Source organism: Paracoccus sp. 228 (assembly GCF_000967825.1).
Lineage (GTDB): Bacteria > Pseudomonadota > Alphaproteobacteria > Rhodobacterales > Rhodobacteraceae > Paracoccus > Paracoccus marcusii.
On record NZ_JYGY01000003.1, the window covers coordinates 195857 to 215247 of the forward strand.

Annotated in this window: 16 protein-coding genes; 11 read left to right on the top strand and 5 right to left on the bottom strand. The window is 70.6% G+C overall.

Annotated elements, in window-relative coordinates; all coding sequences use genetic code 11:
- Nucleotides 1-63: 63 nt before the first annotated feature.
- From SY26_RS10580 to SY26_RS10590, 3 genes are all read left to right on the top strand, one after another.
- Nucleotides 64-2022, top strand: a complete 1959-nt coding sequence (locus tag SY26_RS10580) for a M28 family peptidase (RefSeq protein ID WP_046000488.1) — start codon at nt 64-66, stop codon at nt 2020-2022.
- A gap of 189 nt (nt 2023-2211) precedes the next feature.
- On the top strand, nt 2212-3234 hold the full coding sequence (locus tag SY26_RS10585) for an aspartate-semialdehyde dehydrogenase (protein ID WP_045981957.1): 1023 nt from the start codon (nt 2212-2214) through the stop codon (nt 3232-3234).
- A 3-nt stretch (nt 3235-3237) separates the two neighbouring features.
- Nucleotides 3238-3837, top strand: coding sequence for a DedA family protein (locus tag SY26_RS10590; RefSeq protein ID WP_045981956.1), 600 nt, complete (start codon nt 3238-3240; stop codon nt 3835-3837).
- Nucleotides 3838-3859: 22 nt separating this feature from the next.
- Here the strand turns inward: SY26_RS10590 and SY26_RS10595 are convergent, their stop codons facing one another.
- Entirely contained in the window at nt 3860-4507 is a 648-nt protein-coding gene (locus SY26_RS10595; protein WP_046000489.1) for a carbonic anhydrase, read from the bottom strand.
- Between the two features lie 140 nt (nt 4508-4647).
- Here SY26_RS10595 and SY26_RS10600 point away from each other — a divergent pair, with 140 nt between their 5' ends.
- The 3 genes from SY26_RS10600 to SY26_RS10610 are packed head-to-tail and all read left to right on the top strand — an operon-like array spanning nt 4648 to nt 7277.
- Nucleotides 4648-5025 carry a hypothetical protein gene (locus SY26_RS10600; RefSeq protein WP_045981954.1) on the top strand — a complete coding sequence of 126 codons (378 nt, stop codon included), beginning with the start codon at nt 4648-4650 and terminating at the stop codon, nt 5023-5025.
- Between the two features lie 57 nt (nt 5026-5082).
- On the top strand, nt 5083-6453 hold the full coding sequence (locus SY26_RS10605) for a M17 family metallopeptidase (RefSeq protein ID WP_046000490.1): 1371 nt from the start codon (nt 5083-5085) through the stop codon (nt 6451-6453).
- Nucleotides 6453-7277, top strand: a complete 825-nt coding sequence (locus tag SY26_RS10610; RefSeq protein WP_046000491.1) for an NlpC/P60 family protein — start codon at nt 6453-6455, stop codon at nt 7275-7277. The genes SY26_RS10605 and SY26_RS10610 overlap by 1 nt, the downstream gene beginning before the upstream one ends.
- On the opposite strand, the gene truB is transcribed toward SY26_RS10610, so the two are convergent.
- From truB to rbfA, 3 genes are read right to left on the bottom strand one after another with little or no spacing between them, the layout of a single operon-like run.
- Nucleotides 7267-8160, bottom strand: coding sequence for a tRNA pseudouridine(55) synthase TruB (truB, locus tag SY26_RS10615; RefSeq protein WP_046000492.1), 894 nt, complete (start codon nt 8158-8160; stop codon nt 7267-7269). The two genes, SY26_RS10610 and truB, sit on opposite strands and share 11 nt — an antisense overlap.
- A gap of 60 nt (nt 8161-8220) precedes the next feature.
- Nucleotides 8221-8970 (bottom strand): phosphodiester glycosidase family protein, encoded by a 750-nt coding sequence (locus tag SY26_RS10620; RefSeq protein ID WP_045981950.1) that lies wholly within the window; start codon nt 8968-8970, stop codon nt 8221-8223.
- The gene (rbfA, locus tag SY26_RS10625; protein WP_045981949.1) at nt 8960-9379 is read right to left on the bottom strand and encodes a 30S ribosome-binding factor RbfA; all 420 of its coding nucleotides are present in this window, start codon (nt 9377-9379) and stop codon (nt 8960-8962) included. The genes SY26_RS10620 and rbfA overlap by 11 nt, the downstream gene beginning before the upstream one ends.
- Nucleotides 9380-9451: 72 nt before the next feature.
- Here rbfA and dapB point away from each other — a divergent pair, with 72 nt between their 5' ends.
- Nucleotides 9452-10291, top strand: coding sequence for a 4-hydroxy-tetrahydrodipicolinate reductase (gene dapB / locus SY26_RS10630; RefSeq protein WP_046000493.1), 840 nt, complete (start codon nt 9452-9454; stop codon nt 10289-10291).
- Here dapB and SY26_RS10635 read toward each other — a convergent pair.
- Nucleotides 10282-10881, bottom strand: a complete 600-nt coding sequence (locus SY26_RS10635) for an SH3 domain-containing protein (protein ID WP_046000494.1) — start codon at nt 10879-10881, stop codon at nt 10282-10284. The two genes, dapB and SY26_RS10635, sit on opposite strands and share 10 nt — an antisense overlap.
- Nucleotides 10882-10980: 99 nt before the next feature.
- Here SY26_RS10635 and tsaE point away from each other — a divergent pair, with 99 nt between their 5' ends.
- Genes tsaE through addA form a run of 4 tightly spaced genes read left to right on the top strand, consistent with a single transcriptional unit; the run spans nt 10981 to nt 19315 of the window.
- The gene (tsaE, locus tag SY26_RS10640; RefSeq protein WP_046000495.1) at nt 10981-12357 is read left to right on the top strand and encodes a tRNA (adenosine(37)-N6)-threonylcarbamoyltransferase complex ATPase subunit type 1 TsaE; all 1377 of its coding nucleotides are present in this window, start codon (nt 10981-10983) and stop codon (nt 12355-12357) included.
- A complete protein-coding gene (locus SY26_RS10645; RefSeq protein WP_232303321.1) occupies nt 12345-13010 on the top strand; it encodes a nucleotidyltransferase family protein in 666 nt (221 codons plus the stop codon). The genes tsaE and SY26_RS10645 overlap by 13 nt, the downstream gene beginning before the upstream one ends.
- Nucleotides 13003-15951: a double-strand break repair protein AddB gene (gene addB, locus SY26_RS10650; RefSeq protein ID WP_046000496.1), complete on the top strand. Its 2949-nt coding sequence runs from the start codon at nt 13003-13005 to the stop codon at nt 15949-15951. Before SY26_RS10645 ends, addB begins: the two co-directional genes overlap by 8 nt.
- Nucleotides 15944-19315: a double-strand break repair helicase AddA gene (gene addA / locus SY26_RS10655; protein WP_232303322.1), complete on the top strand. Its 3372-nt coding sequence runs from the start codon at nt 15944-15946 to the stop codon at nt 19313-19315. Before addB ends, addA begins: the two co-directional genes overlap by 8 nt.
- Nucleotides 19316-19391: the final 76 nt, after the last annotated feature.

Here is a 19391-nt window from a genome sequence, read left to right on the forward strand (position 1 = left end):
CGCTGTGCAATCCTGTGCGCTTCCCCCGCGCGGGGGACACCAAAAAGCAGGCAGGGAAACCCCATGAGAACCATCAAGGCCGCCTTGGCCTCCACGGCGCTGATCTGCGCCACCCCCGCATTGGCGCAGGATTTCGGCGCCTATGGCTATGATACGATGCGCGACTTGGCGCTGAGTTATCCGGGCCGCTTCACGGGCGCGCCGGACAGCGGTACGACCTTCTTCAATGCGGCCCAATACATGCGCGACCGCCTGTCCTTCGGCGGCAACGCGGTCGTGCGTCAGGACTTCACCGCCACCAGCCGGTCTGGCGCCACGCTGGGCCCGTCGCAAAACCTGGTCGTGTCGATGCGCGGCGCCAGCGACCGCTTCATCGTGGTGGGGGCGCATTTCGACAGCGCCGGAACATCGCCCGACCTGCAGGGGGTCGACGACAATGCCTCGGGCGCGGGGGTGCTGACCGAGCTGGCGGCGCACATGACCGGGCTGTCCACCGATGTCGGCCTGGAGTTCGTGGCCTTCGGCGCCGAGGAGGTCGGCCTGCAGGGGGCGGCCCATTACGTCGACACCCTTGGCGGTCGCCGCGACGACATGGCCGGGATGATCAACATCGACAGCCTGATCACAGGCGATTTCATGTATGCCCATGCCGGGACCGAATACCTGGAGAACCCGGCACTGCTGTCGCTGTGGACCCGCGCGCACGCGATCGCGGACGAGCTTGGCATCGATCTGCGCAGCAACCCCGGACGGAACCCTGACTATCCGATCAACACCGGCTGTTGTTCCGACGCCGCCGTGTTCGAAGGCTACGGCATCCCGATCCTTTGGCTGGAGGCGACGAACTGGGACCTGGGCGATCTGGACGGCTATACCCAGACCGACAATCCGCTGATCCCCGGCGGCTCGACCTGGCATGACCCGACCGAGGACAACTGGGCGTTCCTGCTGGCGGCCTTGGGCCCTGAACGGTTCGAACAGCGCATGCGCGACTATGCCCGCATCCTGACCCGCCTGCTGGTCGAGGAGACGGGCGCCGACCTGGTGGCGTCGTCCCAGGACGCGGCCCTGTCGGCGGCCCAGATCGCCGATCTGGCCACCCGACAGCAGGCCGACCTGGCCGTCCTGTCCCTGCGCGCGACGCGTGACCGCCTGGGCGCGGATGCGCCCTTTGGCCAGATCACGCCCTCGATCGCAGTGCAGGGACTGGCCACGCCGGACAGCAGCGCGACCTTCGGGCGCGACGGCGGAGCTGCGCTGATGGCGCGGGCGGGCGCGTCGTACCAGGTGGCCCCCGGCCTGTCCGTGGGCGGCCAGCTGGCCTATGCACGCACCGGCGACGACCTGCGCAGCGGCGACGACCTGGAATCGACCGGCTATCAGCTGTCGCTGGACGCGGCCTATGCGATGAACGACGACTGGGTGATCGGCGCGGTCAGCTGGGGCAAGTCGGACCTTGAGGGCACGCGCGACTTCGTGCTGCGCTCGGGCCTGGGCGCGACCATCGTCGAACGGGATTTCGACTGGTCGACCAACGCCTATACCCTGGGCGCGCGGGTCCAGGCCGGGCGCGACTATGCGCTGGCATCGGGCGTGACCTATGGTCCGGTCGTGGGGCTGGATTACAGCCGCACCCGGATCGGCGGGTTTTCGGAAGGGTCGGGCGACCGCCGCGCGGTCACCTATGCAGGCCAGGCCATCGAAAGCCTGGAGGTCCAGCTGGGCGGTCGCGTCGGCACCGATCTGGCCGTGGCCGGGCGCGACGTGACGCTGTCGGCGCAGGGCACGCTGGTCCACGACCTGGCCGAGGGCGCGCCCTCGCGCATCCGCGTGACCGACAGCACCGGCAACGACCGCCGCGTGACGCTGGATGGACAGGACCGCAACTTTGCCCGCATCGGCCTGTCGGCCCAGACGGCCCTGTCCGACCAGGCCGATGCCTGGGTGACGCTGGACAGCCGCATCGGCCATGACGCCGGATCGCAGGCGACCGTCGGCGCGGGCCTGGGCCTGCGGTTCTGAAAACCGCTTGTGCGCGTCCGGTCAGCCGGGCGCGCACAAGCCGTCCCTGCGGCGTTTCGCGGCAATCGCCGGGGCCGCCCGACCTGTTGCCGGAACCCCGCGGCCGGGTGCGGACCTGCAACGCGCGCTGGCGTTGCGCGGCCGTTTGCGGTAAATGCCCCCGACCGCAGAAAAAGGAGCTCCCCCGAAATGGGTTACAAAGTCGTCGTCGCCGGCGCCACGGGCAATGTGGGCCGCGAAATGCTGAACATCCTGGACGAACGCCAGTTCCCCGTGGACGAGATCGCCGTGCTGGCGTCCCGCCGCAGCCAGGGCACCGAGGTCAGCTTTGGCGACAAGACTTTGAAGATCAAGGACATTGAGCAGTTCGACTGGACCGGCTGGGACATCGCGCTGTTCGCCATCGGATCGGATGCGACCAAGATCCACGCCCCCAAGGCCGCGGCCGCCGGCTGCGTGGTGATCGACAACTCCTCGCTCTATCGCTACGACGCCGACGTGCCGCTGATCGTGCCCGAGGTGAACCCCGACGCGATCCAGGGCTATGCGAAAAAGAACATCATCGCGAACCCCAACTGCTCGACCGCGCAGATGGTCGTCGCGCTCAAGCCCCTGCATGACCGCGCCCGCATCAAGCGCGTCGTCGTCTCGACCTACCAGTCGGTCAGCGGCGCGGGCAAGGAGGGCATGGACGAGCTGTGGGACCAGACCAAGGGCATGTACGTGCCGGGTCAGGAAAAGGAACCCAAGAAGTTCCAGAAGCAGATCGCCTTCAACGTGATCCCGCAGATCGACGTCTTCATGGAAGACGGCGCGACCAAGGAAGAATGGAAGATGGTCGCCGAGACCAAGAAGATCATGGACAAGTCGATCAAGGTCACCGCGACCTGCGTCCGCGTCCCCGTCTTCGTCGGCCATTCGGAATCGATCAACATCGAGTTCGAGGATTTCCTGGACGAAGACGAGGCCCGCGACATCCTGCGCGAGGCGCCCGGCGTCATGGTGATCGACAAGCGCGAGCCCGGCGGCTACATCACCCCCGTCGAATGCGTGGGGGAATACGCCACCTATGTCAGCCGCATCCGCCAGGACGGCACGGTCGAGAACGGCCTGAACCTGTGGTGCGTCAGCGACAACCTGCGCAAGGGTGCGGCGCTGAACGCGGTGCAGATCGCCGAACTGCTGGGCAACCGCATCCTGAAGAAGGGCTGATCCTTGTTCGAATGGATCACCGGCCTGCTGGAAAGCGGGGGGGCCTGGGCGATCTTTGCCCTGATGCTGCTGGAAAACATCTTTCCGCCGATCCCGTCGGAACTGATCATGCCGCTGGCGGGGTTCAACGCCGCCCGCGGCGGCACGCCCCTGTGGCTGGCGATCTTGGCGGGCGGGGTCGGATCGACATTGGGCGCGTGGTTCTGGTACGTGATCGGCGTGGCTTACGGCCCGGCGCGGATGCGCCGCGTCGTGGTCCGCTATGGCCGCTGGCTGACGCTGACGCCCAACGAGCTGACCTCGGCCGAGGGCTGGTTCGCCCGGCATGGCGGGGCTGCGGTCTTCTTCGGCCGCTTCCTGCCCACGATCCGCACGCTGATCTCGGTCCCCGCGGGGCTGGCGCAGATGCCGGTGGGGCGGTTCCTGCTGTTCACCGCCATCGGCAGCTTCATCTGGACGGGCGGGCTGGCCATCGCCGGCTATGTCCTTGAAAACGGCTATGAGGCCGTTAGCCACCTGATCGATCCGCTGTCCACGGCGATCGTTCTGGGCTTTGTCGCGCTGTATGTCTGGCGGGTCATCCGCTGGCGGCCCGACGCCTGAAGACGCGCCGGGCGGGCGGGTGTCAGATCGACACCCACCGCCTGCCGCCGTCATCGGCCTGCAAAAGCGTGCCTTCGCTGATGTCGTGCAGCAGACCGTGCAGCGACATTTCCCCGGACTCGACCGCCGCGCGGACGAAGGGGAAGGTCATCAGGTTCTCCAGCGACACCAGCACGGCCTCGCGCTCCAGCGCGTTGACCTGTTCGGCCTCGGGCAGGTCCTTCACGCGGTCATAGCCGGGGCGCAGGATGTCCATCCAGCGACCGACGAAGCTGGTCTTCTCCTCCAGCTCGGGCGCGGCGCCCGAACACATCGCGTGGCATCCCTTGACGCCGCCGCAATTGGTGTGGCCCACCACGATCAGATGCGCGACCTTCAGCGCCGTGACGGCGTATTCGACCGCCGCCGAGGTGCCGTGCTGCAACCCGTCGGGCGCATAGGCCGGCACCAGGTTGGCGATGTTGCGGTGAATGAAGAACTCGCCCGAATCGGCGCCGAAGATGCTGGTCACGTGCACGCGGCTGTCGCAGCAGGAGATGACCATCGCGCGCGGGCGCTGTCCTTCGGTCGCCAGCCGGCGGAACCAGGCCGCGTTCTCGGCATAGGACGTCGCCTTCCAGCCGTGGAAACGCTTGACCAGATATTGCGGCAACGGAGACAGGTCGTTCATCTGGCACCTCGCTTTCTGACAGGGGTGATAGGCCGGGATTGAGACAAATTCGAGCCTTTTCTTGATCCCGCCTCAAGGCTTTCTTCACCGCTTGCCCCGCATGGTCGGCGCGTGCGGGGACAGATCCCCTGGAGGTGCGGATGGCACAAATTTCGGCTTTGGCCATATCAGAGGCGGTCCGCGTGGACAGCCGCCGCGTCGCGGAAATCGTGGCCGAGCTGGGCGAGACATCGGCCCAGCATGTCATCGGCCTGGCGCTGGAACAGCTGGCGGCGGCGCTGACGGCGGTGGACGGTGCGCTGGACGACGCGGACCTGGCACAGGCGGCGGCGCATGCCGAACGCATGTCGCGCCTGGCCTGGCAGATCGGCCTGCTGTCGCTGGCCGGCGTCGCGATGGACCTGGGCAGCACCGCCGAACGCGGCGACGTGCCGGCGCTGGCCGCGATCCGCGCGCGCCTGCTGCGGGTGGGCAACCGGTCGCTGACGGCGATCTGGGACCGGACGGCCCTGGCCTGAGGTTGCAGTCGGGGCGCGGTGCTGTAGGCTGTGCGCCGAACTGCCAAGGACCTGCCCATGACCCCCGAATTCGCGCCCGCCTCTGATGCCACCCTGCCGCTGTGGCTGGTCTGGACCGGCGACCCCCTGCCCCAGGACGCGGGCGACTGGCCCCAGGCCTGCGGTTTCGCGGCCAAGGCGGGACAGCTGTGCCTGCTGCCCGATGCGTCGGGTGGGCTGCGCGGCGCGATCATGGGCCTGGGCGAGCGGGCGCAGGCCGGCCGCGACCGGTTCCATCTGGCCCGCGCCCATGCCCTGCCCAAGGGCGACTGGCATCTGGCCGGCATCCCGCAGGGTCTTGACCCCGATCAGCTGGCGCTTGGCTGGCTGCTGGGCCAGTACCGGTTCACCCGCTACAAGGGCGCGCCGGTCCAGGGGCCGCGGCTGGTCTGCCCGGAAGGCGTGGACGCCGACCGCCTGCTGGCCATCGCCGCGGGCGAATTCCTGACCCGCGACCTGATCAACACCCCTGCCAGCGATCTGGGCCCCGACAAGCTGGAGGCCGCCGCGCGCGGTCTTGCCAACGATCTGGGCGCGCGTGTTGAGGTGATCTGCGGCGGCCAGCTGCTGAAGCAGAACTTTCCCCTGATCCACGCGGTCGGCCGCGCCGCCGCCTGCGAGCCGCGGCTGATCGACATCCGCCTTGGCGATGCGGGGCCGATGCTGACCATCGTCGGCAAGGGCGTGTGCTTTGACACCGGCGGGCTGAACCTGAAACCCGGCGCCTCGATGGGGCTGATGAAGAAGGACATGGGCGGGGCCGCGACCGCGCTTGGCCTGCTCAAGATGCTGGCGCGCAGCGGCGCGGCATCGGTCCTGCGCCTGCGGGTGCTGATCCCGGCGGTCGAGAACAGCGTCGCGGGCAACGCCTTCCGCCCCGGCGACGTGCTGGCCAGCCGCAAGGGCCTGTCGGTCGAGGTGAACAACACCGACGCCGAGGGTCGCCTGGTGCTGGCTGACGCCCTGACCTATGCGGCCGAGGAAAGCCCCGACCTGATGATCTCTCTGGCGACGCTGACGGGGGCGGCGCGGGTGGCGCTTGGTCCCGACCTGCCCCCGCTTTACTGCGACGACGACGCGACCGCGACCGCGATCCAGGCCGCCGGGATGCAGGTCGGCGACCCGGTCTGGCGGATGCCCTTCTGGGACGCGTATGAATCGCTGATCGAACCCGGCATCGCCGATCTGGACAACGCCCCCGCGGGCGGAATGGCCGGGTCGATCACCGCCGCCCTGTTCCTGCGCCGCTTTGCCGAGGGCGCGGGACGCTATGCGCATTTCGACATCTATGGCTGGCAGCCCACCGCCGCGCCGGGCCGCCCCAAGGGCGGCGTCGGGCAGGGCGCGCGCGCGATCCTTGCCGCGCTGCCGCAGATTTTGGCGCGCTGATGGACCGCCGTCTGACGCCCGCCACCGACCGCGTGGCCCTGGACAGCCTGCGCGGCGTCCTGGACCGGCCGTCCTTCGTGCCGGGACAGCCCGCACGGGTGATCATTCCGGTGGTCGATCTGCTGGACGCCCCCGAAGGCCGCCGCGACCGGCAGCTGAACTTCGGGGCCGACGTGACGGTGATCGACCGCGAGGCGGGGATGAGCTTTGTGCGCGCGGCGCTGGACGGCTATTGCGGCTGGATCGCCGACACCGCGCTGAGCGGCAGCCTGCCGCCCATCACCCACCGCGTCACCGCGCCGGCCACCCATGTCTATCTGGAACCCGACATGAAGCGGCCCGAGCGGTTTTCGCTGTCCCTGGGCGCGCGGGTGTCGGTTACCCAGATCCAGGGCCGCTTTGCCACGCTGGCGACCGGCGGCCATGTCCCGGTCCAGCATCTGGCCGACGGCCCGGCCGGCGACCCGGTTCCGGTCGCGGAAAGCCTGCTGGGCACACCCTATCTATGGGGGGGAAACAGCCGGGCGGGGATCGATTGTTCTGGGCTGGTGCAGGCCGCGCTGACCGCCTGCGACATCGCCTGCCCCGGCGACAGCGACCTGCAGCGCGCGACGTTCGCGCCGACCGACACGATCGCGCGGGGCGATCTGCTGTTCTGGCCGGGCCATGTGGCGATGGCCGTGTCGGCGGATCTGATGATCCACGCCACCGCCTGGACCATGTGCGTCACGTTCGAGCCGATCCGCGACGCCATCGCCCGCATCGACGCGGCGGGCGAGGGGCCCTTTCTGGGCGCCCACCGCCCCGGTGGCATCACAGGTTGAACACCCGGTCGGGTTGGACCATGCCGCCCTGATAACGACCGATGCAGACCGGCCCCCTGGCGTCCTGGACCCAGACCAGCTCGCCCCATTCGGCGCCGCCGGTCACCTCTCCGGGATTGCCGTTGCGGATGCGGATGCCGCCTTCGGTCGTGGCGCGCAGCATGGGCAGGTCGGCCAGGCCCGTCTCCAACGGCAGGATCTGCGTCTCCAGCCAGTCCTGCGCGTCACGGTCGACGCGATCGAAGGCCACCCCGGCGCTGGCCTCGAAGGGGCCGGACCAGGTGCGGCGCAGATGCGCGACATGGCCCAGACAGCCCAAGGCCCGGCCCAGGTCGCGCGCGATCGAGCGGACATAGCCGCCCTTGCCGCAGACCATCTCAAGGCGGGCGGTGTCGGCCCTGGCCTCCAGCAGGGTCAGGCTGTCGACCCACAGCGGGCGCGCGGCCAGCTCCATCTCGACCCCCTCGCGGGCCAGGTCATAGGCGCGCTCGCCCTCGACCATGACGGCGGAGAAGGCGGGCGGGACCTGCATGATGTCACCGGTAAAGCCCGCCAGCGCCGCCTCGACCTGCGCCGCGGTGGGGCGGTCGTCGCTGGTACGGACCACGCTGCCGGACGCGTCGTCGGTGGTCGTCTCGGACCCCCAGTTCACCACGAAGTCATAGCATTTCAGCGCGTCAGTGACGATCGGCACGGTCTTGGTGGCCTCGCCCAGGGCGACGGCCAGGACGCCGGTCGCGTCGGGGTCCAGCGTGCCGGCATGACCGGCCTTCTTGGCGTCCAGCGCCCAACGCACCTTGGCCACGACCGCGGTCGAATTGACGCCCGCGGGCTTGTCCACGATCAGCCAGCCGTTGATGTCCCGGCCCTTCTTGCGCGCCATGATCACTCCTGAAAAAACAAGGGCCGGGGGATAGACCCGCGGCGGGCAGGGGTCAACCGGTCACTCGACCAGGCCGATGATCGGCCCCATGCTGCGCCCGAAATCGGCCCTGTTCACCGACGGCGCATAGAGCCGCGAGATCGAGCCGTCGAAGTAAAGCGCATCGCGCACGCCCAGCCCGTCGCGGAAGAACCGCCCGAATTCGTGGAACGTGACCGGCCTGTTCGAGATCGCGAACCACGCGGTCTGCCCGTCGGGCGACACGCCGACCCCGTTGCGGATATAGCGGCTGTCGCTGTCGGCCAGGAACCGCGGATGCAGATCGCCGTCGATGACCAGCATCGGCCCGGACTGGCTGGCCAGTCGGCAGTCGGGGCGCGTCTCGGCAAAGCTGACGCTTTCGATGACCTGAAAGGGCTGCGCGCCGCCGGTGCAGAAGACGCCGTTGGGCAGCATCCCGAAATTGTCGCGGCTGGCGCCGGTGACGATGGGCGACAGTTCGACCCCGTCGACGACCAGCAGACCCACCGGACGGTAATCGGCATGGAACATGCCCGCATTCATGGCAAACGACAGCGTCTGACCCGCGTCCAGCGTGCGGCGGACATTGGCAAAATTGCGCAAGGGCGCGCCGTCGGGGCCGTCTTGGAACAGCCGCAGGGCGGGTTCCTGCGCGGCCTCGACCTGGCACAGCACATAGCCCTGGCCATCATGGTCCACGCGTTCGCATTGCGCGGCCCCCGACGGCAGCGCCATCGCGACCAGCATTCCGACCGCCACCGCCGCCAGACGCGGCAGATCAGGCGTCATCGTCGTCCCGGTCCGGGGCGGCGACGTCGCGGCGCACGCGCTCGTCCTCGAACAGGCGGCGGGTGTCGTCCATGCGGTCGAAGGTCTCGTCCAGCTGGAACCGCAGCTCGGGCGCGAATTTCAGCGTCATGGCCTTGGCGACCAGATGGCGCAGTTCCGGCGTGTTGCGGCGCAGCGCGGCCAGCGCCTCGGGCGCGTCGCGGCCTCCCAGCGGCAGCACATAGGCCGTCGCCACCTTGAGGTCGGTCGACATCGACACCTCGGCCACGGTGATGGAATGACGGTTCAGGTCGGGGTCGTGCACGTCCGCGCGCGCAAGCACGTCGGCGAGGGTGCGACGGATCAGTTCGCCCACGCGCAGCTGGCGCTGCTTGGGGCCCTGACCTTGGGAATTGCGGTTCTGTGCCATGCGTCCCGATGTAGGGGGTCGCGGCGTGGGCCGCAACCTTGTATCACGCCCCAAAGCCAACAGGGGTGGACCATGAGCGATTTGCAGAACACCGATCAGCCGCAGCGGCCGGGCGTCGTGGTGACCGGGGCATCGGGCCGGATGGGCCGGATGCTGATCCGCCTGATCCTGGACAGCGACCACCTGCGGCTGGTCGGCGCGCTGGACCGCGCGGGCCACGACTGGATCGGGCAGGACATCGGCACCGCGATGGGGGGCGCGCCGGCCGGCGTCACGGTCAGCGACGACGCGGTGACGGCCATCGCCCAGGCGCAGGCGGTGATCGACTTCACCAGCCCCGATGCCACGGTGGCATTCGCGGAACTGACCGCCCAGGCGCGCGCCGTCCACGTCGTCGGCACCACCGGGCTGGAGCAGCGGCACCTGGACGCGCTGGCGGCCGCCGCCCGCCACGCGCCGATCATCCGTGCCGGCAACATGAGCCTGGGCGTGAACCTGCTGGTCGGGCTGACCCGCAAGGTCGCGGCCGCCTTGGGCACCGACTGGGACATCGAGGTGGTCGAAAGCCATCACCGCCACAAGGTCGACGCCCCGTCGGGCACCGCCCTGATGCTGGGAGAAGCCGCGGCCCAGGGACGCGGCGCCGCGCTGGACGACCTGCGCGTGCCCGCCCGCGACGGCATCACCGGGGCCCGGCCTGCGGGCAGCATCGGTTTCGCGGCCATCCGCGGCGGCGACGTGGTGGGCGAACATGACGTGATCTTTGCCGCCGACGGTGAACGGATCGTCCTTCGCCATCTGGCCACCGACCGCGCGATCTTTGCCCGGGGCGCAATCCGCGCGGCGGTCTGGGGTCAGGACAAGGGGCCGGGTCAGTACGACATGATGGACGTGCTGGGCCTTCAGGGCTGAATCGAGCAGCACCCCGACAGCATCCGCGGCGTATCGCCGTGGATCACCACATGCGCGCGCATTCCGAACAGGCGGTCGGACATGCCGTCGGAACACAGCTGCGGGATGGCGGTCAGGGTCAGCCCATCGGCCACCACCGCGCGGGTCGGGTCGCGGAAGATGCCGGTGGACAGGACCGCCCGGACGGGGCGCGTGTCTTCTGGCATGTCGGGACCGCCCAGCACCACGCTGTCACCCTGCGGGATGAAGGCCCAGAACGGCTCGGTGCCAAAGCACTGGAACGCCGCGGGCAGGGCGCCGTCCTGCCAGACGTCGACGCGGTAATCCAGATAGCGGTCGGACACCCAGCCCGACCCCTCTCCGGTGTTGACGCGCGACCAGCCGGCGCGCTGCTCGACCACCTCGACGTGGGTCGCGTCAAAGGCCAGCGTGCCGATGATCGGCGCGGAGGCATCCGGCTCGGCCCGGATGTTCAGCACGTCGTCGGCCGCGACCCGCGCCACGTCGAACAGGGTGGGCAGGATGTATTCCTGGGTGGCCAGTGCCGGCCCCGACAGGGCCAGCGTCAGGACAAGGGCGGTGCGCAGCATGGGGCCTCCGGTCGGTTTCGCCGCCAGCCTAGCGCATTCGCGCGCGCCGTCCATCCACGCCCTGTTTCCCCCGCCCGCGCGACAGGCTAGAACCGGGGCATGAACACGCGCCTGATCGCCACCGAGACCCTGACCGCAGCCCTGGCCCGGATGCTGGCCGCCCAGATCGCGCCCCCGGCGGCGATCCTGCTGGACGGTCCGGTGGGCGCGGGCAAGACGCATTTCGCCCGCGCCTTCATCCGCGCCCGCCAGGGCGATGCGGCCGAGGACGTGCCCAGCCCCACCTTCACACTGGTCCAGACCTATGACGACCCGATGGGCACGCAGATCTGGCATGCCGACCTGTACCGCCTGACCGACCCGTCCGAGTTGACCGAACTGGGCCTGGACGAGGCGATGGAGGACGCGATCTGCCTGATCGAATGGCCCGACCGGCTGGACCACGTCCCGCCCGGCGCCATCACCATCGCGATCGGCGCAGACCCGGACCCCGACCTGCGCCGCATCGACATGGCGTTCCCCGGCGCGGACCGTCTGGCGGCGCGGGCGACATTCGTCGTCGCGGCGGGGCATGGCGACGCGCGGGTGCTGCCCCTGGCGGGCGATGCCTCGGCCAGGCGGTATTTCCGGCTGCCGGGGGTGGGCGTGCTGATGGACGACCCGTCGGGGTCCGTGGGGCCGTTCCTGACGATGACCGACTGGCTGCGCGGCCACGGGTTCGGCGCACCCAGGGTTCTGGCGCAGGACGCCGATCAGGGGTTCCTGCTGCTGGAGGATCTGGGCGACGATCTGGTGGCCCGCGTGCTGGCCGACAGGCCCGATCTGGGTCAGCAGATCCATGACCGCATCACCGACCTGCTAGTCGACCTGCACCGCCAGCGGGTCCCCACTTTCGTGGCGCCGCTGGACGGTGCGGCGATGGGCGATCTGGCGGCGCTGTTCGTCGATTATTATCCGGGGGCCGACCTGCCGGACCTGGCCACGCTGATCGCCGATCTGCACGACCGCCTGTGCGGCGATCTGCCCCCCGCCATCAGCCTGCGCGATTTCCATGCCGAGAACCTGGTCTGGCGCGGCGACGCGCCCCTGGGCCTGCTGGACTATCAGGACGCGGTGGCCGCGCATCCGGCCTATGACCTGGTATCCGCCCTGCAGGACGCGCGCCGCGACGTGGACCCGACCACGGAACAGGCACAGATCGCCCGCTATCTGGCCGCGACCGGCCTGGCCGAGGCCCCATTCCGCGCGGCCTATGCCTTGATCGGCGCACAGCGGGCGCTGCGCATCCTGGGTGTCTTTGCCCGGCTGGCGATCCGGGACGGCAAGCCGCGCTATCTGGCCTTCATGCCGCGGGTCTGGGCGCATCTGCAGCGCGACCTGGCGCATCCGGCGCTGGCGCCTCTGCGCGCCATGCTGGCGAACGTGCCCGCCCCCGACGCCGCCCTGCGCGAAAGGATCGCCCGATGCCGTCCCTGATGATCTTTGCCGCGGGCCTGGGCACGCGGATGCGTCCGCTGACCGACGACCGGCCGAAACCGTTGATCCAGGTTGCGGGCCGCACCCTGCTGGACCGCGCGGTGGACCTGGGCCGCGACGCGGGCGCCGCACCCATCGTGGTCAACACGCATTACCTGGGCGATCAGATCGAACGGCACCTGGCCGGTCAGGAGGTCGCGATCAGCGCCGAGCCGGACCTGATCCTGGACACCGGCGGCGGGCTGCGCCAGGCGCTGCCCCTGCTGGGACCGGGGCCGGTGATGACGCTGAACCCCGACGTGGTCTGGACCGGGCCGAACGTCCTGTCGGCGCTGATGGCGGCGTGGGACGACCGCATGGACGCGCTGCTGGCGCTGGTGCCGCTGGCGCAGGCCACGGCGCGGCAGGGGGCGGGCGATTTCAGCCTGGATGGCGGACGCCTGCGCCGGCGGGGCGACTATGTCTATGCGGGCGCCCAGATCATCCGCACCGACCGGCTGGCCGAAATCGGCGATGCAGTGTTTTCGCTGAACCGCCTGTGGGATCTGATGATCGCGGGCGGGCGCGCGCATGGGCTGATCCATCCCGGCGGCTGGTGCGACGTGGGCTATCCCGCCGCCATCCCCCTGGCCGAGGCGCTGCTGGATGGCTGAGATGCGCGGTCTTTACGCGCTGCCCCCCGGCGTGGATTTTGCCGACGCCTTCGTGCGGGGCCTGCTGGAGCGGATGGCGGACCAGCCGCCCGAGGCGCTGGCCGGGGTCACCGTCTTCGTCAACGCCGCGTCCACGCGCGGGGCGCTGTATCGGGCCTTCGACAGGGCGGGGCCGCTGCTGCTGCCGCAGATCCGGTCGATCACCGGGGTCGATCCGGGGCCCCTGGTCATGCCGGACCCGCCGGTGCCGCCCTTGGCGCGGCGGCTGGAACTGGCGCGGCTGATCGCGCAGATGCTGGCCCTGCGTCCCGATCTGGGGGCGGGTCATTCGATCCCGGTGCTGGCGCAGTCCCTGTCCCAGCTGATGGTCGAGATGCAGACCGAAGGCCGCGACCTGTCCGACCTGGAGGCGATCGACACCGGCGATCATGCCAGGCACTGGCAGAACGCGCTGGCCTTCCTGCGCATCGCGGCCCAGTTCCACTTGGGCGACCCGTCCCAGGACCGCCCTGCCCGCCAGCGCGCTGCGGCCGAGGCCGCCGCCCGCGACTGGCCGCAGGGCATCGATCTGCCGCAGGGCCCGGTAATCGTCGCAGGGTCGACCGGATCGCACGGGGCGACGCGGTTGTACATGCAGGCGGTCGCGGCGCTGCCCAATGGCGCGGTGGTGCTGCCCGGTTTCGATTTCGACCAGCCCGCCCCGGTCTGGGACGGGCTGGAGCGTGCCGACGATCATCCGCAGGCGCGGTTCGCGCCGCTGATCGCGGAGGCGGGCTATCCGCAGCGCTGGACCGCGGTGCGGCCGCCATCGGACGGGCGCAACCGGCTGATCTCTCTGGCGCTGCGGCCCGCGCCGGTCACCGACCAGTGGATTGCCGAGGGCCCTGCCCTGCCCGACCTGATCGCCGCCACCGCGGATCTGACCCTGATCGAGGCCGACCAGCCCGGCCAGGAGGCCGAGACCATCGCCCTGATCATGCGCGACGCGGCCGAACGCGGCGGCGAACAGGTCACGCTGATCGCGGCCGACAGCGGCCTGATCCGGCGCGTCACCGCGGCGCTGGACCGTTGGCACATCCGCCCCGACGACAGTGCGGGCCGGCCCCTGCCGCTGACCGCGCCGGGCCTGTTCCTGCGCCAGGTGGCCGCGCTGTTCGGTCAGCCGCTGACCATCGACCGGCTGCTGATCCTGCTGAAGCATCCGCTGACCGCGACCGGATCGACCGCGATCGGGCGCAACGACATGCTGCGCGAGACGCGCGAACTGGAACTGCAGCTGCGCCGGAACGGCCCGGCCTTTCCCGATGCCGCCGCGCTGGCCGATTGGGCGACCAAGGGCGACGGCACGCGCAAGATCTGGGCGGAATGGCTGGCCGCGATGCTGTCGCGCATCACCGCCGTGGCTCGCGACCGGGCACCGCGGCCCCTGCCCCATCGGCTGGCCGACCTGCTGGACCTGGCCCAGGCCCTGGCGGCGGGACCGGATGGCGATGCGGAACGCTCTCAGCTGTGGCAGGACAAGGCCGGGCAGATGGCCCGCGCGGTGCTGGACCATCTGGTGGAACACGCGGCGCTTGGCCCCGACATCGGCCCGGGCGACTTCAGCGCGCTGCTGGTCACCGAACTGCAGGCCAAGGCGGTGCGCGACGATGTCGAGGCGCATCACTGCCTGCGCATCCACGGCCCGCGCGAGGCGCGCCTGCACGGCCACGGCACCGTGATCCTGTCCGGCCTGAACGAAGGGGGCTGGCCGCAGGCCCTGTCGCCCGACCCCTGGCTGTCGCGCCAGATGCGTGCCGCCGCGGGCCTGCCCTTGCCCGAACGCCAGATCGGGCTGGCGGCGCACGACTTTCAGCAGGCCGTCGCCGCCGACCGGGTCTATCTGACCCGCGCGAAACGCGATGCCGAGGCCGAGACCATCCCGTCGCGCTGGCTGAACCGGATGCTGAACCTGATGGGCGGGCTGCCGGATCGCGGCGGTCCAGAGGCGCTGGCCCGGATGCGGGCGCGCGGCGCGGAATGGCTGGCCCTGGCGCAGGCCGTGGCGCGGCCCCCCGCCCCGGTGCCCCCGGCGGCGCGCCCCTCGCCCATCCCGCCGCTGCCCCTGTTCCCGGACCTGCCGGTGACGGACGTGTCGCTGCTGATCCGCGACCCCTATGCGGTCTATGCCAAGCGCGTGCTGGGCCTGCGCGCGCTGCCCCCGCTGCGCCCGCAGCCCGACGCGTCGCTGCGCGGCCAGACCTTGCATGCCATCGTCGAGGCGCTGCTGCACAGCCGTCCCACCCCCGACACCCCGCCCGAGGTTCTCAGGGACCGGTTCCTGGCGCTGACCGACCGGGTGCTGGCGGACGAGGTGCCTTGGCCCGCCGCCCGCGCCTTCTGGTCGGCGCGCATCGCGCGGATCGCCGACCGCATCGTCGCGGACGAGCTGACCCGCCTGGCCGAGGGGCGGCCGATGGTCGTGGAGCATCGCGGCAAGGTGCCCGTGGCGGACCTGGGCATCACCCTGACCGCCAAGCCCGACCGGATCGACCTGCTGACCGACAACCGCGTCGTGGTCTATGACTACAAATCCGGCACGCCGCCGACCGACGCGATGATCCGCCATTTCGACAAGCAGCTGATGCTGGAGGCCGCGATGGCGCGCCGCGGCGGGTTCGACGCGCTTGGCCCGGTGGACGTGGCGGGCCTGCGCTACATCCAGTTGGGCGGAGAGGGCAAGACCCACCCGCGCGAGCATGACGACCTGATCGAGGCCGAGACCTGGGACGGCTTCGTCCGCCTGCTGCGGTCCTATGTGACCGGAGAGGCCGGGTTCACCGCGATGCGTGCGCCCCAAAGCACGTCCTATGCGGGCGATTACGATCACTTGGCGCGGTACGGCGAATGGGCGCTGACCGATGCCGCGGCGCCGCGAAAGGTGGGCGATCATCATGGATGAGGCGACGCTGAACCAGATCGCGGCGGCCGATCCGCTGCGCTCGACCTGGCTGACGGCCAATGCCGGGTCGGGCAAGACCCGCGTGCTGACCGACCGTGTCGCGCGGCTGCTGCTGGCGGGGACGCCGCCCGAACGCATCCTGTGCCTGACCTATACCAAGGCCGCCGCGACCGAGATGCAGAACCGCCTGCTGGCGCGGCTTGGCACCTGGGCGATGCTGCCCGAATCCGCCCTGCGTGCCGAACTGGCCCAGCTGGGCGAGGGGGGCGATCCCGACCTGCCCGCCGCGCGGCGCCTGTTCGCCCGCGCGATCGAGACGCCGGGCGGACTCAAGGTGCAGACGATCCACAGCTTTTGCGCCGCCGTCCTGCGCCGCTTTCCGCTGGAGGCCGGGGTGCCGATGGGGTTTGCGGAACTGGACGACCGCAGCGCCCGCGCCATGCGCGCCGAGATCATCGAGGCGATGGCCGAGGAATCCCACCCCGCCATCGCGGACCTGACCCGCCTTCAGGGGGGCGACGACCTGGACGGGTTCCTGGCCAGGCTGTCCTTGGCCGATTACGCGGACGCCCCCGACCCGGCGGCGATCTGGGCCGCACTGGACCTGCCCCCCGGCCTGACGGCGGACAGCCTGCTGGCCGGGGTCTTCACCGGCGGCGAAGGTGATCTGGCCGATGCGTTGATCCAGCCGCTGCGGGGCAGTTCCGCCAATGACGTCAAGCTGGCCGAGGCGCTGGCGCAGGTGAACTGGCGCGATCCCGGCATGGACGACCTGTCCCGCCTGTTCGGCTGCCTGCTGTTCGGCGGCAGCGCCAAGGTGCCGTTCGGCGCCAAGACCGGCAAGATCCCGACCAAGGCCATGGCCATCGGCCCCTGCGCCCCCTTCATGGACGATCTGGACGCCCTGATGGAGCGGGTCGAGCTGGCCCGCCCGCAGGCGCTGGCCCTGGCGGCGGCGGAACGCACGCTTGCGCTGCACCGGTTCGGGCATGCCTTTGCTGCGCGCATGAACGCGGCCAAGGCGGCGCAGGGCTGGCTGGATTTCGACGACCTGATCGGCCGCACCGCCGCGCTGCTGGAGGAATCCAGCATGGCGCAATGGGTGCTGTGGCGTCTGGACGGCGGCATCGACCATATTCTGGTCGACGAGGCGCAGGACACCAGCCCCGGGCAGTGGCGGGTGATCCGCCGCCTGACCGACGAATTCACCAGCGGCGCCGGCGCGCATGACCGGCCCCGCACGCTGTTCGTGGTGGGCGATCCGAAACAGTCGATCTATTCGTTCCAGGGTGCCGACATCACCGTGTTCGAGGCGATGCGCGACCGCTTTGCCGCCGATTTCCAGGCCGTGCAGGCGCCCATGCAGCAGCGCGGGTTGGCCCACAGCTTTCGGTCGTCGCCCGCCGTGCTGGCGCTGGTCGACGCGGTGTTCCAGGGAGAGGCCGCGACGGGCCTGGGCGATCCGCCCCGGCACGTGGCCTTCAAGGCGGCCCTGCCCGGTCGCGTGGACATCTGGCCCGCTCTGCCCAAGCCCGACAAGACCGACCCAGAGGACTGGACCCGCCCGGTCGATGCGCCGTCCGAAAACGATGCCGACACGCAGTTGGCCCGCCATGTCGCGATCCAGATCCGTGCGATGCTGGGCAGTCCCATCATCGACGCGAAATCGGGCCAGCCACGGCCCCTTCATGCGGGCGACATCCAGATCCTGGTCCAGCGGCGCGGCACGCTGTTCGCGGCGCTGATCGCGGCGCTGAAATCGGCGGGCCTGCCGGTGGCGGGGGCCGACCGCCTGCGCCTGGCGGGCGAGCTGGCCGTGCGCGACATCATCGCCACCCTGTCGGTGCTGGCCACGCCCGAGGACGACCTGTCGCTGGCGGCTGCGCTGCGCTCTCCGCTGTTCGGGCTGTCCGAGGACGACCTGTACCGCCTGGCCCATGGCCGCCGGTCGCGCGAATATCTGTGGATGCGCCTGCGCGAATCGTCCCACATGGACGCACAGGCGGTGCTGAACGACTTGGCCGGGCAGGCCGACTATCTGCGGCCGCACGACCTGATCGCCCGGCTGCTGACCCGCCATGGCGGCCGCGCCGCCCTGTTGGCGCGCCTTGGCCCCGAGGCCGTGGACGGCATCGACGAGCTGATGTCCCAGGCCCTGGCCTATGAGCAGGTCGAGACCCCGTCGCTGACCGGCTTCCTAGTCTGGCTGGCCCAGGACGAGGTCGAGGTGAAGCGACAGCTGCCCGGCGGCGCGGGCGGTCTGATCCGGGTGATGACGGTGCACGGGTCGAAGGGCCTGGAAAGCCCCGTGGTGATCCTGCCCGAGACCCAGGTCCGCAAGCCCAACAACCGGCAGGCGCTGGTGCGTCTGGACGACATGCCGGTCTGGCGCGGCGCCGCGCCCGAGCGCTGCGACGCGGTCGCGTTGGCCGTCGCCGAATGGCAGCGGCGGCAGGAGGAGGAGCGGCGGCGCCTGCTGTATGTCGCGATGACGCGGGCCGAAAGCTGGCTGATCGTGGCCGCAGCCGGCGATACGGGCGAGGGGCTGGACAGCTGGCACGCGATGGTCGCCGAAGGCGCGGGCCGCACCGCGCTGACGCGTCAGGACCTGCCGATCGAAGGCGTCGGCATTGGGCTGCGCCTGTCCTGGGGCGACTGGCCGGCAGAGGCCGAAAGCCCAGCCCCCGATGCGGCCGTGCCGGTCGCGGCGCCGGACTGGGCGCTGCGCATGGCCCCGCCCGCGCCTGATTTCGTAGGCCCGGTGACGGCCAGCGGGCTGGGCGGCGCCAAGGTGCTGGCCGGAACCAGCGCGGGCGACCGCGACGCCGCGATGCTGCGCGGCACGCGGCTGCACCTGCTGCTGGAGCATCTGCCCGCCCATACCGCATCCGACTGGCCGCGCATCGCCCGTGCGATCCTGTCGGGGGCCGAAGGCGGCCTGCCCGACGCCCCGGACATGGCCGACCTGCTGGACGAGGCCCACGCGGTCCTGTCCGCGCCGGCCCTGACGCAGGTTCTGCAGCCCGGAAAGGGCGCCCGTATCCTGTCCGAGGTCGCGCTGACCGCGCCCGTCGCAGGCTTGGGGACGCTGAACGGGGTGATCGACCGGCTGGTGGTGACCGACGCGCTGATCACGGCCGTCGACTACAAGACCAATGCCGACGTGCCACAGGATGCCGATGCCGTGCCGGAGGGCATCCTGCGGCAGATGGCGGCCTATCGCGCGGCGCTGCGGGGCATCTGGCCGGACCGCCCGATCCGCATGGCGGTGCTGTGGACGGCGACGCGCAGCCTGATGACGCTGCCCGATGCGCTGCTGGACCGGGTGATGGCGGGGCTGGTCAAGGCGACCCCTGCCCCTTGACCCGTCCCCATGCGGCCCATACCTGTTGGACAGAACCCGACCTGCCGGCCCGTCCGGCCCATCCCCAAAAGGAGCC

Coding starts and splice junctions, on each gene's coding strand:
- SY26_RS10585 (WP_045981957.1), top strand. CDS start 2,212: ATGGGTTACAAAGTCGTCGTCGCCGGCGCCACGGGCAATGTGGGCCGC.
- SY26_RS10600 (WP_045981954.1), top strand. CDS start 4,648: ATGGCACAAATTTCGGCTTTGGCCATATCAGAGGCGGTCCGCGTGGAC.
- SY26_RS10610 (WP_046000491.1), top strand. CDS start 6,453: ATGGACCGCCGTCTGACGCCCGCCACCGACCGCGTGGCCCTGGACAGC.
- rbfA (WP_045981949.1), bottom strand. CDS start 9,379: ATGGCACAGAACCGCAATTCCCAAGGTCAGGGCCCCAAGCAGCGCCAG.
- tsaE (WP_046000495.1), top strand. CDS start 10,981: ATGAACACGCGCCTGATCGCCACCGAGACCCTGACCGCAGCCCTGGCC.
- dapB (WP_046000493.1), top strand. CDS start 9,452: ATGAGCGATTTGCAGAACACCGATCAGCCGCAGCGGCCGGGCGTCGTG.
- SY26_RS10605 (WP_046000490.1), top strand. CDS start 5,083: ATGACCCCCGAATTCGCGCCCGCCTCTGATGCCACCCTGCCGCTGTGG.
- addB (WP_046000496.1), top strand. CDS start 13,003: ATGGCTGAGATGCGCGGTCTTTACGCGCTGCCCCCCGGCGTGGATTTT.
- SY26_RS10580 (WP_046000488.1), top strand. CDS start 64: ATGAGAACCATCAAGGCCGCCTTGGCCTCCACGGCGCTGATCTGCGCC.
- SY26_RS10620 (WP_045981950.1), bottom strand. CDS start 8,970: ATGACGCCTGATCTGCCGCGTCTGGCGGCGGTGGCGGTCGGAATGCTG.
- addA (WP_232303322.1), top strand. CDS start 15,944: ATGGATGAGGCGACGCTGAACCAGATCGCGGCGGCCGATCCGCTGCGC.
- SY26_RS10595 (WP_046000489.1), bottom strand. CDS start 4,507: ATGAACGACCTGTCTCCGTTGCCGCAATATCTGGTCAAGCGTTTCCAC.
- SY26_RS10635 (WP_046000494.1), bottom strand. CDS start 10,881: ATGCTGCGCACCGCCCTTGTCCTGACGCTGGCCCTGTCGGGGCCGGCA.
- SY26_RS10645 (WP_232303321.1), top strand. CDS start 12,345: ATGCCGTCCCTGATGATCTTTGCCGCGGGCCTGGGCACGCGGATGCGT.
- truB (WP_046000492.1), bottom strand. CDS start 8,160: ATGGCGCGCAAGAAGGGCCGGGACATCAACGGCTGGCTGATCGTGGAC.